This window comes from Klebsiella sp. K-Nf6, assembly GCF_002806655.1.
In the GTDB taxonomy this organism is placed as follows: Bacteria; Pseudomonadota; Gammaproteobacteria; order Enterobacterales; family Enterobacteriaceae; genus Klebsiella; species Klebsiella variicola.
Genome location: NZ_PIBN01000007.1, coordinates 109161 through 126074, shown reverse-complemented (window position 1 = coordinate 126074; position 16914 = coordinate 109161). Strand labels below are relative to the sequence as shown.

The following is a 16914-nucleotide window of genomic DNA, read 5'->3' as shown; positions in this document are numbered from 1 at the left end:
GCACTCCTCAGATAGACAGCTTTTTAACGCGCTTGCCGCCGTACAGCAGGTTCACGATGGCACGGGTGCCGACGATAGCGGTAAACATTGAGGTCGCGATACCGATACCGGTGGTAATCGCAAACCCTTTAATGGCACCAGTACCGACGGCGTACAGGATGATCACTTTGATTAGCGTCGTCACGTTGGCATCGAAGATCGAGCTGAACGCGCCGCGATAACCTTCGTCAATCGCCTGCTGAACGGAACGCCCGTTGCTCAGCTCTTCTTTGATACGTTCGTTGATAAGAACGTTAGCATCGACCGCCACCGCAAGGGTTAATACGATACCCGCGATGCCCGGCATGGTCAGCGTCGCCCCCGGGATCAGGGACATAATGCCGACAATCAGTACCAGGTTGGCAATCAGCGCCGAGGTCGCAATCAGACCGAACTTCTTGTAGAAGAAGATCATGAACAGGATAGAGACCACCAGACCGGCCAGACACGCTTCCAGGCCCTGCTTGATGTTCTGCATACCGAGGGTTGGGCCGATAGTCCGCTCTTCGACGATCTGAATCGGCGCAATCAGCGCACCGGCACGCAGCAGCAGCGACAGCTGGCGCGCTTCGTTCGGATTGCTGATACCGGTGATACGGAAGCTGTTACCCAGACGCGACTGGATGTTGGCGATGTTAATCACCTCTTCCTCTTTCGCCAGGATAGCGCGGCCGTTAGCATCTTTCTTACCGCTGTCTTTATACTCCACGAACAGGGTCGCCATCGGCTTGCCGATATTGTCCTTGGTGAAGTTAGACATGATATTACCGCCCGCGCTGTCCAGCGAGATGTTGACCTGCGGCTGGTTGTACTCATCCATGCTGGAGGTCGAGTCGGTGATATGGTCACCGGTCAGGATCACCCGCTTGTACAGCACCACCGGCTGGCCTTCACGCGTCTCTTTCACTTCCGAGTCGCCCGGCACGCGGCCAGAGGCGGCGGCGGACTGGTCCACGTTGGTATTGACCAGACGGAACTCGAGGGTCGCGGTTGCGCCAAGGATCTCTTTCGCCCGCGCGGTATCCTGGATACCCGGCAGCTCAACCACGATGCGGTCAGCACCCTGACGCTGAACCAGTGGTTCGGCGACGCCCAGCTGGTTCACACGGTTACGCAGAATGTTAATGTTCTGCTGAACCGCGTACTCACGGGCTTCTTTCAGGCGCTCATCGGTCATCACCGCTTTCAGGCTGTTGTCACCCTGAGAGGAAATCACCAGATCGCGATGGCGAGGGCTGAGATAAGAGATAGCCTGGTCGCGCGCCGCGCTGTCGCGGAAGACGATGCTCAGACCGTAGTTGTCTTCCTTGCGCACGGTCGCGTAAGGAATGCCTTTGTCACGCAGTTCGCTGCGCAGGCTGTCGATGTTCTGTTCCTGCAGTTTGCCTAACGCGGTGTCCATGTCGACTTCCATCAGGAAGTGCACGCCGCCGCGCAGATCAAGACCCAGCTTCATTGGCTCGGCATACATCGCCGCCAGCCAGCGTGGGGTTGCCGGAGCAAGGTTTAGCGCCACGACGTATTTGTCACCCAGCACGGTAAGCAGCGCTTCACGCGCACGCAGCTGGGTATCAGTGGTGTCGAAGCGCGCAAGAATAGCGCCCTCTTCCAGTGCCACAGACTTCGCGGTTATTTTTTCTTCTTGTAAAGTTTTCTGGACCTGGATCAGCGTTTGCTCACTGGCGGCGACGCCGCGCGCGCCAGTGATTTGAACAGCCGGATCCTCACCATACAGGTTGGGAAGCGCATAGATCAGGCCGACGACAATGACGACGACCAGCATGACGTACTTCCACAAAGGATAACGGTTTAACACGGCAGTTCCCTTTGGGAAAAGTTAGATTACAGCGCCTTCATGGTGCCTTTCGGCAGAACGGCAGCAACGAAGTCACGTTTGATAACCACTTCAGTGGTATCGTTCAGCGCGATAGCAATGTAGCCAGTTTCCGCTACTTTGGTCACGCGACCGACCAGACCGCCGTTGGTCAGCACTTCATCACCTTTGGCGATGGAGTTCATCAGGTTCTTGTGTTCCTTGGTGCGCTTCTGCTGTGGACGCAGGATCATGAAGTAAAAAATCAGACCGAACACCACCAGCATCAGAATCAGAGACATCGGGCTGCCCTGCGCCGGTGCACCCGTTGCCGCTACCGCATCAGAAATAAAAAAGCTCATTGAAATTCCCTCATTATTAAAATTAATCAACGTTCAAAGGAGGCACGGTGCGCCCCTGACGTTGGTAAAAATCGGTCACGAAGCTCTCTAATTTACCCTCTTCGATAGCCTTGCGTAAACCAGCCATTAAACGCTGATAGTAGCGCAGGTTATGAATGGTATTGAGACGCGCGCCCAATATTTCGTTGCAACGGTCGAGGTGATGCAAGTAAGCGCGTGAATAATTGCGACATGTATAGCAATCACACTCGGCGTCCAGCGGTGCGGTATCGCTTTTGTGCTTCGCGTTGCGGATTTTCACCACGCCGTCGGTGACGAACAGGTGGCCGTTACGCGCGTTGCGCGTCGGCATGACGCAGTCGAACATATCGATACCGCGACGTACCCCTTCCACCAGATCTTCCGGCTTCCCGACGCCCATCAGGTATCGTGGCTTATCGGCCGGGATCTGCGGGCAGACGTGTTCCAGAATGCGATGCATGTCTTCCTTCGGCTCACCGACCGCCAAACCGCCGACAGCGTAGCCATCAAAGCCAATCTCTACCAGACCTTTCACCGAGATATCACGTAAATCTTCGTAAACGCTGCCCTGAATGATGCCAAACAGCGCGTTTTTATTGCCGAGGCCATCGAAACGGTCACGGCTGCGCTTGGCCCAGCGCAGAGACATCTCCATCGAGCGCTTGGCGTAATCCCAGTCCGCCGGGTACGGTGTACACTCGTCGAAGATCATCACGATGTCGGAACCGAGATCGTACTGAATCTCCATCGATTTTTCCGGATCGAGGAAAATCGGATCGCCGTTGATCGGGTTGCGGAAGTGGACGCCCTGCTCGGTGATCTTACGAATATCGCCAAGGCTGAATACCTGGAAGCCGCCGGAATCGGTAAGGATCGGTCCTTTCCACTGCATAAAATCGTGCAGATCGCCGTGCAGCTTCATGATCTCCTGACCTGGGCGCAGCCACAGGTGGAAGGTGTTGCCGAGAATAATCTGCGCGCCGGTGGCTTCCACCTCTTCCGGCGTCATCCCTTTGACGGTGCCGTAGGTGCCAACGGGCATAAAGGCCGGTGTTTCCACCACGCCGCGCTCAAACACCAGGCGACCGCGGCGGGCGCGACCGTCGGTGGTATCCAGTTCAAATTTCATGCTTGCTCCTGCGTCAGAAAAACAGTCCGACGTTTTCATACTCGCCACGGAATGATTCCGTGGCTAAAAAATGCGTCATGGCGTCCAAAAAGCCGGCGGGCCGGCCTTTTCAGGGACGCTCAGAAATAGCCTGCGGATTGTACGTGATAAACATCGCATCCCCGTAGCTAAAAAAGCGATATTTCTGCTCAACCGCCACCTGATAGGCGTTCATGGTGTGCTGATAACCCGCAAACGCCGACACCAGCATAATCAGTGTGGATTCAGGGAGATGGAAGTTGGTCACCAGCGCATCGATCACCTGGTACTGATAACCCGGGTAGATGAAAATCTGCGTATCGTCGAAGAACGGCGCGATCAGGGCGTCTTTCGCCGCCTGCGCCGCGCTTTCCAGCGAGCGTACCGAGGTGGTGCCTACCGCAATCACGCGGTTGCCGCGCGCTTTCGCCGCCAGCACCGCATCGACCACCTCCTGCGGCACTTCCGCATATTCAGAGTGCATGGTGTGCTCTTCAATGCTGTCGACGCGCACCGGCTGGAAGGTCCCCGCCCCCACGTGCAGGGTGACAAACGCCATCTCAACGCCTTTGGCGCGCAGTTTGTCCAGCAGCGGTTCGTCGAAATGCAAACCGGCGGTCGGGGCGGCTACCGCGCCCGGCCTGGTGCCGTAAACGGTTTGATAGAGCTCGCGGTCGGCGTCTTCGTCAGGACGATCAATGTAGGGCGGCAGCGGCATATGGCCGATCCCGTTGAGGATCTCCAGCACCGGACGCTCGTCGTTAAATTCCACTTCAAACAGCGCGCCATGACGCGCCAGCATAGTGGCCTTAATGCTCTCGTCATCGCCCAGCAGCAGCTCGGCGCCTGGTTTCGGCGCTTTCGAGGCGCGAATATGGGCCAGGATGCGCTTATCATCCAGCATCCGCTCCACCAGCACTTCAATCTTGCCGCCGCTGGCCTTGCGGCCGAACAGACGCGCCGGGATCACCCGGGTATTGTTAAACACCAGCAGGTCGCCGGGATTGAGCTTATCGAGGATATCGGTGAAGGTTCCATGCGTCAGCGCGCCCGTCGGCCCGTCCAGGGAGAGCAGGCGGCAGCTGCTGCGCTCAGGCATCGGATAGTGGGCAATCAGGGATTCGGGTAGTTCAAAAGCAAAATCGGTAACGCGCATGACGGTAACTCAGACTGAATAAAGAGGCGGGTAGTCTAGTGCCGGGGCGTTCCGCCTGCAACCTTTACCCCTCCGGATGAATGACATAATCTATATTCCAAATCATTCCGAATGCCACCATGCGGCAGCCGGATGCCTTACCGGTGGCAAAGGTGCCGCGCGCGGCCAGACAGCATGCCATTCGGACACCGAGGCGCCGTTCAGCGCGACATCGGTGATTCCACCCGCCCGCTCGTATTTAAAGGATGTCGTTTTATGAATTTTCTCGCCCACCTGCACTTGGCCCATCTCGCCGACAGTTCGCTGCCCGGCAACCTGATGGCCGATTTTGTGCGCGGCAACCCGCAGGGCGACTATCCGGCGGAGATCATCGACGGCATCTATATGCATCGCCGGATTGACGTGATGACTGACAATCTGGCGGAAGTCAAAGAGGCGCTGGAGTGGTTTCGCCCGCAGACCCGTCGCGTCGCCCCCATCACCCTCGATGTCATGTGGGATCATTTCCTGTCGCAGCACTGGGCGCAGCTCTCCCCTGACCTGCCGCTGGACGAGTTCGTGCGCTACGCCGAGCAGCAGATTGTCCCCATCCTGCCTGACTCGCCGCCACGCTTCGTCAATCTGAATCAGTACCTGTGGTCGGAGCGCTGGCTGGAGCGCTATCAGGAGATGGATTTTATTCAGCGCGTGCTTAACGGCATGGCCAGCCGCCGTCCGCGTCTCGACGCCCTGCGCGACTCCTGGCAGGATCTGGATACCCACTACGACCAGCTGGAGGGGCAGTTCTGGCGCTTTTATCCGCAGATGATGCGCCTGGCAGAAAACAAACAGCTGTAATCGTTGCGTCATTGATAGGTAAAAGCTGGCTGAACGATTGTTAGCGCCTCTTTGTGTTATTGCCGGGCAGGCTCTATACTTGCCCGCGTTGCGTTCCAAATAACCTTAGTAATTACAGGAGAATCAAATGGTTCTGGTCACTCGTCAAGCGCCGGATTTTACTGCAGCCGCTGTGCTGGGTAATGGTGAGATCGTTGAGAAATTCAATTTCAAACAGCACACCAACGGTAAACCTACCGTTCTGTTCTTCTGGCCGATGGACTTCACCTTCGTTTGCCCGTCTGAGCTGATCGCGTTCGACAAACGCTACGAAGAATTCCAGAAACGCGGCGTAGAAGTCGTTGGCGTTTCCTTCGATTCCGAGTTCGTTCACAACGCATGGCGTAACACCCCGGTCGACCAGGGCGGTATCGGCCCGGTTAAATACGCGATGGTTGCTGACATCAAACGTGAAATCCAGAAAGCTTACGGTATCGAGCATCCGGACGAAGGCGTAGCGCTGCGCGGCTCCTTCCTGATCGACGCTAACGGCGTGGTACGCCACCAGGTGGTTAACGACCTGCCGCTGGGCCGTAACATCGACGAAATGCTGCGCATGGTCGACGCGCTGCAGTTCCACGAAGAGCACGGCGAAGTCTGCCCGGCGCAGTGGGAAAAAGGAAAAGAAGGTATGGCTGCCTCTCCGGAAGGCGTTGCAAAATACCTGACCGAAAACGTCTCCAGCCTGTAATCGGCACGCGTTTTTATAAAAGGCTCGCTCAGGCGGGCCTTTTTTGTTAACGGCGTCAAAATTTAAGAAAATGACCCGCCGATAATTGTGACCAGCAATACACTTCTGCCGAAAAAATTCGCTCTACCTCTCACTTTTTCTCTGTCAAATTTCAGCGTTTAAATACACAACCTGCATAATCCACTGAAAAATATATAAATTATTTATATCGTTTTCTGCCGGTACTTTCCTGCCGATGTGATCGCCATCAATATTTAAAACCCCGGATGTGATCTCATCCATCATTTTCATCAATGTATTTAGTCATGATTTTACTCAGGAACAGGAATACGTTCAGGAGCAGAGAATGGAGATTATTTTTGACCCGACGTTAATCGCCCTTAAGCAGAATATTTCCCGTGCGGAAGAGGCCATCGAACTGGCGGGTTCATTACTCGCCAGGCGCCAGATTTGCAGTCCCGAATATGTCAACGAGATGCTGACGGTATACGAAGATTTCGGCGCTGCCATCGTTATAGATGACGGGATTGCCATGCCGCATGCCCGACCGGAAAAAGGGGCATTGCAGACCGGATTTTCGCTTGTCACCACCGCCACGCCAGTGACCTTCGGCCACGATGAGTTCGATCCGGTTACCGTCATTATTGCTATCGCCGGCGCGGACGCTGACAGTCATATCAAAATGATCCAACTGATAGCCTCGCTGATCGAGTCAGATATTGTGACCTTCCTTCAGCAGGAAAATGACGTCAATTCAGTCTTACAATTCATCCAAAAACAAATGGAGTAGTCATTATGTTAGTTATCAGAACGGTTTGTGGTAACGGTATTGGCAGTTCATTGATGGCTGCGAATAATGTGAAAAAGATCTGTGAAGAATTAGGTATCAAAGCGGACGTCGCCTCGGTCGATTTTGCTAACGCCGTCGGGGAAAAAGCCGACCTTTACGTCACGATCAAAGAACTGGCAAATCAATTTCCGGCCCACTGTCATGTCGCCATCATTCGTAGCTACGTCCATAAAGCGAAGATCGCCGAGGATATTACCGACGCGCTGACCAAAATTGCGGCGACTCACTCTTAATCAACATAGAGGGAACGACCATGCAGGCTATTCTTAGTTTCTTAGCGGAAATATTCAGTCAACCTGCTTTTTTAATGGGGCTGATTGCTTTTGTCGGTTTAGTGGCGCTGCGCTCCCCCGGTAATAAACTCCTTACCGGCACATTAAAACCGATTTTAGGTTATTTGATGTTGAGCGCTGGCGCAGGCGTTATCGTTGCCAATCTCAACCCGCTGGGCGGTATTATCGAGGCCGGATTTAATATCCGCGGTGTTATTCCAAACAATGAAGCCATTGTCTCCGTCGCCCAGAAGATGCTGGGCGTGGAAACCATGAGTATTTTACTGTTAGGTTTTATTTTCAACCTGATTATCGCCCGCTGTACCAAGTATAAATATATCTTTCTGACCGGCCATCACTCGTTCTTTCTCGCCTGCCTGTTTTCCGCCGTCCTGCAGGCGGCGGAGTTCCATGGCTGGATGTTGATCCTGATCGGCGGATTCCTGCTGGGATCATGGTCCGCCATCTCCCCCGCCATTGGTCAGCGTTACACCAAGCAGGTCACGGAAGACGGAGGGATCGCCATGGGTCATTTCGGCTCCCTCGGCTACTACCTCTCGGCCTGGATCGCCAGCCGGACCGGCAATCCGGCAAATTCCTTCGCGGATACCGAAATTTCAGAAAAGTGGGGCTTTCTGCGCGATACCACAGTCACCACCGGTATCGTGATGTTTGTTATCTACTTTGTCTGCAGCGCTGTCGCCGGGTCGGCATACCTGAGCACCATCACCGACCAAAACATGCTGATCTTCTCAGTGCTGACCGGCCTGCAGTTCGCCGTTGGCGTGGCCATTGTGTACAACGGTGTGCGGCTGATCCTTGGCGATCTGGTGCCGGCATTCCAGGGCATCAGCCAGAAGCTGATCCCGGACTCCATACCGGCCGTTGACTGCGCGGTATTCTTCACCTTTAGCCCCACCGCCGTGGTGGTGGGATTCATCAGCTCCTTCGTGGGCGGGCTGGTCGGGATGCTCTTGCTCGGCGGGCTGGGCATGGCGCTGATTATTCCCGGCATGGTGCCGCACTTCTTCTGCGGCGGCACGTCCGGCGTCTTCGCCGACAAGCTGGGCGGTAAGCGCGGATGTATCATCGCCTCCTTTATCGGTGGGATCTTCCTCGCCTTCCTGCCGGCGATGCTGCTGCCGGCGCTCGGCAACCTCGGGTTTGAAAACAGCACCTTCGCCGATTTCGACTTCGCGGTATGGGGCATCATCATCGGCAATGCATTCACCCAGTTTGGCCAGGTCACTATCTATCTGATTTGTCTGGTGCTGCTCGTCGCGCTGCTGGCGCCTTTCTGTTTCCGTCAGGTACGGGTGGTGGGCGATACGCTCAGCTATGAGGAGCTCACGGCGAAGCAGAAAAATGAATAAGCGACGTCATTTTTCCCGGCGGGGAGGTCACGCTCCCCCGCCGCTGACCAATAATCAGGAGTGGTTATGGCTATTTTGTCCATTGGATTTGCTTGTTTCGATCAGTTTTTCTTTCTCAATGAATGGCCCCAGGAGAATACCAAAAACTTTTGTCATGATTTTATAGAAAGCGGCGGCGGCCCAGCGGCCAATGCGGCATGGCTGCTGGGATTGTGGGGTGAGGAGGTCTATTACATTGGTCATCTGCATCAGGACCTTTACGGCCAGCGCATTATTGATGAATTTGCCGAGGCGGGCGTGGATACCAGCCAGGTGGTTTTCTCCGATGACATGATCACCCCGCTGGCCTCGGTGCTGGTCAATCGCTTAACGGGTTCGCGGACGATTATTACCCGCAAGATGCAAACGCCACCTTCCCTGACCTACGATCAAAAGCTCAAACTGGACGACCTCGCCGAGCGGCTGATTGCCAGCGAGGAGCCAGTCACCATTTTAATTGACGGCCATGAGGCAGAAATCAGTGAATATTTAATTAAGAAACTGCCCCACGCCAAAGTCGTGATGGACGGGGGTTCACTGCGTGCCAGCAATATTAAACTGGCGGCCTGGACTGACTATTTTGTCGTAAGCGAACATTTTGCCCGCGATTATATGAGCTATCGTTTACTGAGCACCGAAGCAGAAATTAAAGCAGCCCTGATTGAGCTGAATAAAATTTGCCGCGGCGAGGCGTTTATCACCCTTGGCGAAAAAGGCTGTGCCTTCTTAAAGAGCGGTATGCTGCAGATCGTCCCTTCCTGGCTGTGCAATGCCGTTGATACCACTGGCGCCGGGGATGTTTTTCACGGCGCCTTTACCTATGGCGTCCATTATTCATGGCATATTGATAATATTATTTTATTTGCCAGCCTGACCGCCGCTATTTCTATTGAGAAAAAAGGGGTACGGGAATCGATGCCGGATCTGGCGGTCGTCCACCACTCGCTAAATAGCTACGAGAGAAACTTAAAGCAATATTTTGAAGAATAACTGCGTTTAATACATATCAAGAGGTGAATATGTTAGTGTCGATGAAGGACATGCTTCAGCATGCCCTAAAGAACGGTTACGCCGTCGGTCAGTTCAACATTAATAATCTGGAATGGGTCGGCGCCGTATTAAGCACCGCCCAGCAGTGCCGCTCACCGGTTATTTTGGGCGTGTCTGGCGGCACGGTTAAGCATATGCTCGGGCTTAAATGTATTCATGATATTGTGGTTAATGCCATAGATTATTTACATATTGATATTCCGGTGGCCCTGCATCTGGATCACGGCACCACCCAGGAAGCCTGCGAAGCCGCGATCGCTGCCGGCTTCAGTTCCATTATGTTTGATGGTTCACATCTGCCGTTCAGGGAAAACCTGGCCATCACCCGCCACCTGGTGGAGCTGGCGCACAGCAAGGGCATCTCCGTGGAAGCCGAACTGGGGACCATCGCCGGCAGTGAAGACGGTATCGTTAACTCCGAGGTCATTTACGCCGATCCTGAAGAGTGCTACACCCTGGTGACAGAAACGCAGGTGGATTGCCTCGCCGCCGCGCTGGGTTCCACCCATGGTCTGTATAAAGGTAAAGCCCGGCTGGGATTTACTGAGATGAAAGCCATTGCCGATCGCGTGAAGGTCCCGCTGGTGCTGCATGGCGGCACCGGTATTGCCGATGAGGATATGCGCCGGGCGATTGCCTGCGGCACCGCCAAGATTAACGTCAATACCGAAAACATGTACGCCTGGTGTCAGCAGGTGAAAGCGATCTTTGCCGCCGACACCGGGCACGATGTGAACGATCCGCGGAAAGTCATCACCCAGGGACTGCAGCCAGTACGCGAGATGATTGCCCGCCGCATGGCGCTTTTTGGCTCACAGCAGCGCTATTGACGCCGGGCCTGGGCTGAAACCTCCGCCCCGAAGCTGCCGGGGCGGAGGCGTCAGGTATCAGAAGGCAAAGCAGGAGCAGCCCAGCACGCCCCAGAAAGCTTGCTCATCGGAGACCGGAATCGACGACTTGCGCGCAATATCATGTTGGTGGCCGTGAACGCCGCAGCTGCCGCAGCACTGGTGCATCTGCACTATGGCGCCGATTTTAGCCGCCGCCGGCGGAGCGGAACGGTAATGACCCGGGACTTTCACCACCGGTGACCACTCAGGCAGCACCGGAATAGGCGGCGGCGCCAGCGGCGAGAAGTGACCGGCGGCGTACACCACTTTGCCATCAACCACCGTCAGCACGGACTCAATGCCTTTGATCTCCTCTTCCGCGACACTGAAGTAGTCTTTCGACAGCACCACCAGATCGGCAAGCTGACCGGCGGCCAGACGGCCTTTCTTGCCTTGCTCGCTGGAGAACCAGGCGCTGCCCGCCGTCCACAGCTCCAGCGCGACATCGCGCGGCAAGCGGTTGTCGTCGTCATACATCGCCATCCCGCCAACGGTGCGCCCGGAGACCAGCCAGTACAGCGCAGTCCACGGATTATAGCTGGCGACGCGGGTCGCATCGGTGCCCAGCCCCACCGGCACGTCCAGTTCCAGCATTTTCGCTACCGGCGGGGTATATTTCACCGCCTCTTTGCCGTAGCGATCGACAAAATATTCGCCCTGGAAGGCCATCCGATGCTGCACCGCAATACCGCCGCCCAGCGCCTTCACCCGCTCAATGTTACGCTCGGTAATGGTCTCGGCATGATCGAAGAACCAGTGCAGACCATTAAACGGGATATCGCGGTTCACCTTCTCAAACACGTCCAGCATCCGACTGATGGACTCGTCGTAGGTGGCATGCAGGCGGAACGGCCAGCGATGCTCCACCAGATGGCGCACCACCCGCTCCAGCTCATCCTCCATGCCTTGCGGCAGATCCGGCCGCGGCTGCAGGAAATCTTCAAAATCCGCCGCCGAGAACACCAGCATCTCGCCGGCGCCGTTGGCGCGATAGAAGTCGGTGCCCTGCCCCGGCTTCAGCATATCGGTCCAGCGTTCGAAGTCCTCCAGCTCCTGCTTCGGCCGCTGGGTAAACAGGTTGTAAGCGATGCGCACGGTCATCTGCTCTTTCGCATGCAGCTGTTCGATAATTTCATAATCTTCCGGATAGTTCTGGAAACCGCCCCCGGCGTCGATGGCGCTGGTCAGCCCCAGTCGGTTCAGCTCGCGCATAAACTGGCGGGTAGAATTCACCTGCAGATCCAGCGGCAGCTTCGGCCCTTTGGCCAGCGTAGCGTAGAGGATCATGGCGTTCGGCTTGGCGATCAGCATCCCGGTCGGGTTGCCACGGCTATCGCGGACGATCTCTCCGCCCACCGGATCCGGCGTCTCTTTGGTATAACCCACGGCTTTCAGCGCCGCGCGGTTCAGCAGCGCGCGATCGTAGAGATGCAGCACAAACACCGGTGTATCGGGCGCCGCGTCGTTCAGCTCTTCCAGGGTTGGCATCCGCCGCTCGGCGAACTGGAATTCGCTCCAGCCGCCGACCACCCGCACCCACTGCGGGGAGGGAGTGCGATCGGCCTGATCCTTAAGCATTCGCAGGGCATCGGCCAGCGAGGGGACGCCCTCCCAGCGGAGCTCAAGGTTGTAGTTCAACCCACCGCGGATCAGGTGCAGGTGAGAATCGTTGAGCCCAGGGATCACCGTATGCCCTTTGAGATCGACGATTTGCGTCCCCTCGGCGGCAAAGCTCATGATCCGATCGTGACTTCCGGTAGCAACAATTTTTCCGTCGGCGATGGCCACGGCTTCCGCCAAGGGATTCGCACGATCGAGGGTATGAATCTGACCGTGGGTCAGAATCAGTGTGGCAGTTTGCGACATAACGCACTCCTTGAGGAGGCTGACTCAGTTTTTCTTTAACCAGCCAGCAAACAGGCGGGTCACGATGGGCATCCAGAACCAGACCACCAGCGCAACCACGCAGGCATCATTGATCAGGTGCAGCAGCAGGCTCCCTTTGAGCGACGGCAACAGCATGCCGGTGACCGCAGGCACCAGGTTGGTGCTGGGAAAAATCACCAGCAGGGTGATCAGAAACTGTTTCCACCGCCGCGGCTGGCGCACGTTCGCCGCCGGCGGGGTAAACCAGAAGGCCGGCTCCGTCCGCACCTCCGTCCGATCGCCTTCCGTCAGCAGCGGCGCAATCTCTGCCACCAGCTGCCGACGGGTTTCCGACTGCGTCCAGGCGTAGAGGTGCTCCAGGGTATCGAAGCGGATAATCACGCTCCACAGATTCTGCCCCGCGGTGGGACGGATCACATTCGCGCCAAGATGGCCGGGAAACTCGGCCGCAATGGGCATAATTTTACCGAGCCACTCTTCGTAGCGCTGGCCGTGTTGCGGATCGAGCAGATGGCTGATGACCAGGGTTACCGATTTTTGCTGCGCCATAAAGCGTTCCTTACTTCAGGGGAATGACAGGATTGCTCCCGCCATTGGCCATAAATGATATACACAACATCATTCATGCTGCGTCGAGGCGACAGAGTGGTACGTCCCCGGAGCTGAGCTGAGGCAGTGACCGGGGACGGGCAAACGCAGCCGACAAAGAGGCAGCCTGAAGGATGAAGTGATTTACGCTTTGCGCTCCGGCGCGCCATGCACCATGGTATAAGCGTAATCCACGCCCATCCCGTAGGCGCCGCTGTGTTCGCGTACAAGGTCCATCACCGCATCGTAGGTCGCTTTGCGTGACCAGTCGCGCTGGTACTCCAGAAGCACCTGTTGCCAGGTGACCGGCACCGCGCCCGCCTGCACCATCCGGTCAATGGACCGCTCATGGGCGTCGACAGAGGTGCCGCCGGAGGTATCCGTCACTACGTACACCTCGTAGCCTGCTTCCAGCGCCATCAGCGCCGGGAACGTCAGACAGACTTCGGTCCACAGGGCAGAGATCACCAGCTTTTTACGGCCGGTCGCTTTCACCGCCGCCACAAACGCGTCGTCTTCCCAGGAGTTCATTGAGGTACGTTCAATCGGCTTGACGTCAGGATGCACGGCCAATAATTCCGGCCAGATATAACCGCTGAAGCTTTTGGTCTCTACGGAGGTATAAATCACCGGCACATTAAAAATTTTGCCCGCTTTTGCCAGCGCCACGGTGTTATTTTTCAGGGTCTGGCGATCGATATTCGCCACGCCAAATGACATCTGCGGCTGGTGGTCAATAAAGATAAGTGCGGAATTAGTGGGATCGAGCAGTTCACGAATAGACATTAAATACCTTCTTAATCAATAAGTTAAAAAGATTACATGATGATTAATGCGTCGTGTAGATCCTGACTGATAAAGCATGGTGAGTATAGCCAGTTATTTCTAACAAGTTATTAAAGTTTTTTTGTGGTTTATTTTTTTGCCCGTAGCAAGGATTTGCTCGCATCCGCATTAATCAAATTTTTACGCCAAACTGTTCTGATTTATTCACTGGCATTGATTATTGCGCTTAGGTACAACAAGGGAAAATGAATTAATGGATAGCTCCCCTATGCGCGTGAACTTTGATGTACTCATGATCCTTGATGCCCTGGACAGACACGGCTCCTTCGCCACCGCCGCGGAGTCGCTGTATAAAACCCCCGCCGCCCTGAGCTATATGATCCAAAAGCTGGAGAACGATCTGGATATTGTGCTGTTGGATCGCTCCGGCCACCGGGCGAAGTTTACCGATACCGGCCGGTTGATGCTGGAGAAGGGGCGGCAGCTTTTAAGTGCCGCCAGAGATCTGGAAAAGCAGGCGCAGCAGCTAAGCGCGGGCTGGGAACGCGAACTGGCGATTGCCCTCGATGCTTCCTTTCCCTTTTCTGCCCTGCTGCCGCTGATCGCCGAGTTTTATGCGCAAAATCCGCAGACGCGCCTGAACTTCAGTCATCACACCCTCGCCGGTTCGTGGGAAGAGCTGACCCACCATGGCGCGGATATTATCCTCGGCGCCATCAATGAGCCCCCGACCTCTGCAGAGTGGTCATGGCAAACCCTCGGCGCACTGGATAATATTTTCGTGGTTGCCCCCGCCCACCCGCTGGCTCAGGCGAAGGAGCCACTGACCAATAAACAGCTCAGCCAGCATCGGGCCATCGTGATCCGCGACAGCGCCCGTTATTGCCATCCGCTAAACAGCAATCTCCTCGACGAGCAGCCGCAAATCGGCGTCGATGATTTCGCCAGTAAAGTCGAACTGCTGTGCGCCGGGCTGGGCTGCGGCTTTCTACCGCGCCATATCGCTCGCCCGTGGCTGGAAAAAGGCAGTCTGGTGGAGAAAAGCGTCGCCTGCTGGCGGGAAAAAGATATCACCTACATGGCCTGGCGCAGCGGCAATGACGGGCTGGCTCAGCACTGGTGGCGGGAGGCGCTCCTCCGCGACGACCTGCTGAGCCAGCTCTACCGTTAACGGCCGGACCAGACGCTGGCGGAGATGGCCGGGAGGGTCAGCACTCCGTCCTGGAAGGCGCCGGCGCCTTCCAGCAGCGTCCACCCTGCCACGTTCAGCAGCGGCGAATCCTCGATAACCACCTCGCAGGCTTCCCCGCGGTTAATTGCCACCAGCACCCGCTGCTGTTTGTAGACCCGGACAAACACCACTACGTTATCCTCGGCGTAAATCACCTGGCAGCCGCCGTAGCGCAGCGCCTGCTGAGCCTTACGCAGTTTTGCCATCCGCTGATACAGCGCCAGCAGTTGGGTATCCTGCAGCGCCGGATCCCACGGGAACGGTTTGCGGCAGAACGGATCGTTATTGCCATCCACGCCCACCTCGTCGCCGTAGTAGATGCACGGTACGCCCGGCCAGCTAAACAGCCACACCACCGCCAGCGGCAGGCGTGCTACGTCTTTGCCAAGGAGAGATTTAAAGCGCGCCGTATCATGGCTGTCGAGCTGGTTGAACATCCGCAGCTGCTGCTGCTGCGACAGCCCGGCGCGATAACTATCCATCCACGCCATACAGGTCTGGGCGTCTATCTTCTGCGGATCGTAGGAAATATCAGTATTGGCGAGGAATCCCCAGATCGGGAAGGTAAAGCCGCGATAGTTCATCGCCGAATCTTCGGCATCCGCCTGCAGCCACTGTCGCGCATCGCCAAAATGTTCGCCAAAGACAAAGGCTTCTGGCTGCGTTTGCTTTGCCGCCTGAGTGATGCCGGCGATATGCTGCAGGTTATTTCGCGCCCCGCCACCTTCGCCCAGCATATGCACCACGTCCAGACGCCAGCCGTCCATGCTCCACGGCGCCTTCAGCCAGTGGCGTACGATGCTGTCCTCGCCGGCATAGATCTCGTTGACCAGGCTGGTCGACCGATAGTCGAGCTTCGGCAGACTGGCATAGCCCAGCCAGTTGTGCGCCTGCCCCTCCTCTGAGAAGGTGAACCAGTCGCGCCACGGGGAGTCCGGATAGTGGCCGGCGCCGCCGCTGCCCTGCTGGTGTCGGTCGAACCAGGGATGGGAATCGCCGGTATGGTTGAACACACCGTCGAGGATCATACGCATCCCCGCCCGCTGCGTATTGTGGCGCAGCCGGAGCAGCGCCGCGTCGCCGCCAAACTGCGGATCGACGCGCCGATAATCCTCGGTATCGTATTTATGCACGCTGGGGGCGGCGAAAACCGGGTTCAAATAGAGGGCGGTGACGCCGAGCTGCTTCAGATACGGAAGTTTTTCGCTGATGCCGTCGAGATCGCCGCCGTAGAACGTCGACCCGCCCGCTTCGCCGGTTAGCGGTTCGTCCCACGCTTTGCGCACAATCTCCCGCCCCGCCGCGTGATGGTAATAGACTGCATCCTGGTCAGCCTCACGTGCGGCGCTGCGGGCAAAGCGATCGGGGAAAATCTGATAGAAAACCTGATCGACCACCCACTGCGGGCCGGCGTCCGGCAGGTCAATGGCAAACTGCTCCAGCCTGGCCGGCGGGAAACGGGTGAAACCTTGTGGCGTAAACCAGCGCTGATGGTCAGCCCACAGCAGCTTAAAGCTGTAGCGGCGGCGCGGCTGGCCGCTGGCGAGAGAGATTTCACCGCGCCATGCCACCACGCCGGGCTGCGGCGCCTGGCGGAGCCGCTGCATCGGCAGCGACAGCTCTTCGTTATCTTCTTCCGCGCGCAGCGTGATCCGCTGCGGCAGCGACTCACCGCTTAACCACAGGGTAATAAACAGTCGGTCCTGTTGCACCTTGATAAAGGGTGCAACCGGAAGGTGCCATGCCTTCAACATCGTGAATCCTCATTGTGCAGAATGGGCACACCTTGCCATAGCCGTCAGGCGCAGAACTCATCATCACAGGATTTTTTGGGGGAGGATAA

General features: G+C 56.6%; 18 protein-coding genes. 8 read left to right on the top strand and 10 right to left on the bottom strand.

Going from position 1 to position 16914, the window contains the following annotated elements; translation table 11 throughout:
* Nucleotides 1-7: 7 nt before the first annotated feature.
* The 5 genes from secD to CWM61_RS29240 form a co-directional block, all read right to left on the bottom strand.
* Nucleotides 8-1855, bottom strand: coding sequence for a protein translocase subunit SecD (gene secD / locus CWM61_RS13990; protein ID WP_074386752.1), 1848 nt, complete (start codon nucleotides 1853-1855; stop codon nucleotides 8-10).
* Nucleotides 1856-1881: 26 nt separating this feature from the next.
* Nucleotides 1882-2214 (bottom strand): preprotein translocase subunit YajC, encoded by a 333-nt coding sequence (gene yajC, locus CWM61_RS13985; protein ID WP_002890398.1) that lies wholly within the window; start codon nucleotides 2212-2214, stop codon nucleotides 1882-1884.
* A 22-nt stretch (nucleotides 2215-2236) separates the two neighbouring features.
* Complete coding sequence (tgt, locus tag CWM61_RS13980; RefSeq protein WP_032732595.1) at nucleotides 2237-3364, bottom strand: tRNA guanosine(34) transglycosylase Tgt; 1128 nt, start codon at nucleotides 3362-3364, stop codon at nucleotides 2237-2239.
* Nucleotides 3365-3473: 109 nt separating this feature from the next.
* Nucleotides 3474-4538 (bottom strand): tRNA preQ1(34) S-adenosylmethionine ribosyltransferase-isomerase QueA, encoded by a 1065-nt coding sequence (queA, locus tag CWM61_RS13975; RefSeq protein ID WP_074386753.1) that lies wholly within the window; start codon nucleotides 4536-4538, stop codon nucleotides 3474-3476.
* Nucleotides 4539-4602: 64 nt separating this feature from the next.
* Entirely contained in the window at nucleotides 4603-4719 is a 117-nt protein-coding gene (locus CWM61_RS29240; protein WP_165784179.1) for a hypothetical protein, read from the bottom strand.
* A 74-nt stretch (nucleotides 4720-4793) separates the two neighbouring features.
* Here CWM61_RS29240 and acpH point away from each other — a divergent pair, with 74 nt between their 5' ends.
* Nucleotides 4794-5375, top strand: coding sequence for an ACP phosphodiesterase (gene acpH / locus CWM61_RS13970; RefSeq protein ID WP_100631425.1), 582 nt, complete (start codon nucleotides 4794-4796; stop codon nucleotides 5373-5375).
* Between the two features lie 127 nt (nucleotides 5376-5502).
* On the top strand, nucleotides 5503-6105 hold the full coding sequence (locus CWM61_RS13965; RefSeq protein WP_004178733.1) for a peroxiredoxin: 603 nt from the start codon (nucleotides 5503-5505) through the stop codon (nucleotides 6103-6105).
* A 144-nt stretch (nucleotides 6106-6249) separates the two neighbouring features.
* On the opposite strand, the gene CWM61_RS29235 is transcribed toward CWM61_RS13965, so the two are convergent.
* On the bottom strand, nucleotides 6250-6396 hold the full coding sequence (locus tag CWM61_RS29235) for a hypothetical protein (RefSeq protein ID WP_165784180.1): 147 nt from the start codon (nucleotides 6394-6396) through the stop codon (nucleotides 6250-6252).
* A 55-nt stretch (nucleotides 6397-6451) separates the two neighbouring features.
* On the opposite strand from CWM61_RS29235, the gene CWM61_RS13960 reads away from it, so the two are divergent.
* The 5 genes from CWM61_RS13960 (at nucleotide 6452) to fba (ending at nucleotide 10519) form a co-directional block, all read left to right on the top strand.
* Nucleotides 6452-6895, top strand: a complete 444-nt coding sequence (locus CWM61_RS13960; protein ID WP_074386755.1) for a PTS sugar transporter subunit IIA — start codon at nucleotides 6452-6454, stop codon at nucleotides 6893-6895.
* Between the two features lie 5 nt (nucleotides 6896-6900).
* Nucleotides 6901-7188, top strand: coding sequence for a PTS sugar transporter subunit IIB (locus CWM61_RS13955; protein ID WP_061155585.1), 288 nt, complete (start codon nucleotides 6901-6903; stop codon nucleotides 7186-7188).
* A gap of 20 nt (nucleotides 7189-7208) precedes the next feature.
* Entirely contained in the window at nucleotides 7209-8600 is a 1392-nt protein-coding gene (locus CWM61_RS13950) for a PTS ascorbate transporter subunit IIC (RefSeq protein WP_061155586.1), read from the top strand.
* 66 nt (nucleotides 8601-8666) lie between these two features.
* On the top strand, nucleotides 8667-9629 hold the full coding sequence (locus CWM61_RS13945) for a carbohydrate kinase family protein (RefSeq protein WP_100631424.1): 963 nt from the start codon (nucleotides 8667-8669) through the stop codon (nucleotides 9627-9629).
* Between the two features lie 35 nt (nucleotides 9630-9664).
* Nucleotides 9665-10519 carry a class II fructose-1,6-bisphosphate aldolase gene (gene fba, locus CWM61_RS13940; RefSeq protein WP_165785113.1) on the top strand — a complete coding sequence of 285 codons (855 nt, stop codon included), beginning with the start codon at nucleotides 9665-9667 and terminating at the stop codon, nucleotides 10517-10519.
* A 57-nt stretch (nucleotides 10520-10576) separates the two neighbouring features.
* On the opposite strand, the gene CWM61_RS13935 is transcribed toward fba, so the two are convergent.
* The 3 genes from CWM61_RS13935 to CWM61_RS13925 all read right to left on the bottom strand — a co-directional run bounded on the left by CWM61_RS13935 (nucleotide 10577) and on the right by CWM61_RS13925 (nucleotide 13840).
* Entirely contained in the window at nucleotides 10577-12445 is a 1869-nt protein-coding gene (locus CWM61_RS13935) for an amidohydrolase (protein ID WP_100631423.1), read from the bottom strand.
* A gap of 24 nt (nucleotides 12446-12469) precedes the next feature.
* Complete coding sequence (locus CWM61_RS13930) at nucleotides 12470-13015, bottom strand: antibiotic biosynthesis monooxygenase (protein ID WP_074386758.1); 546 nt, start codon at nucleotides 13013-13015, stop codon at nucleotides 12470-12472.
* A gap of 183 nt (nucleotides 13016-13198) precedes the next feature.
* Nucleotides 13199-13840: a hydrolase gene (locus tag CWM61_RS13925; RefSeq protein WP_002890357.1), complete on the bottom strand. Its 642-nt coding sequence runs from the start codon at nucleotides 13838-13840 to the stop codon at nucleotides 13199-13201.
* A gap of 268 nt (nucleotides 13841-14108) precedes the next feature.
* On the opposite strand from CWM61_RS13925, the gene CWM61_RS13920 reads away from it, so the two are divergent.
* Nucleotides 14109-15011: a LysR substrate-binding domain-containing protein gene (locus tag CWM61_RS13920; protein WP_074386813.1), complete on the top strand. Its 903-nt coding sequence runs from the start codon at nucleotides 14109-14111 to the stop codon at nucleotides 15009-15011.
* Here the strand turns inward: CWM61_RS13920 and malZ are convergent.
* Nucleotides 15008-16825 carry a maltodextrin glucosidase gene (gene malZ / locus CWM61_RS13915; RefSeq protein ID WP_100631422.1) on the bottom strand — a complete coding sequence of 606 codons (1818 nt, stop codon included), beginning with the start codon at nucleotides 16823-16825 and terminating at the stop codon, nucleotides 15008-15010. The genes CWM61_RS13920 and malZ overlap by 4 nt on opposite strands.
* Nucleotides 16826-16914 lie beyond the last annotated feature (89 nt).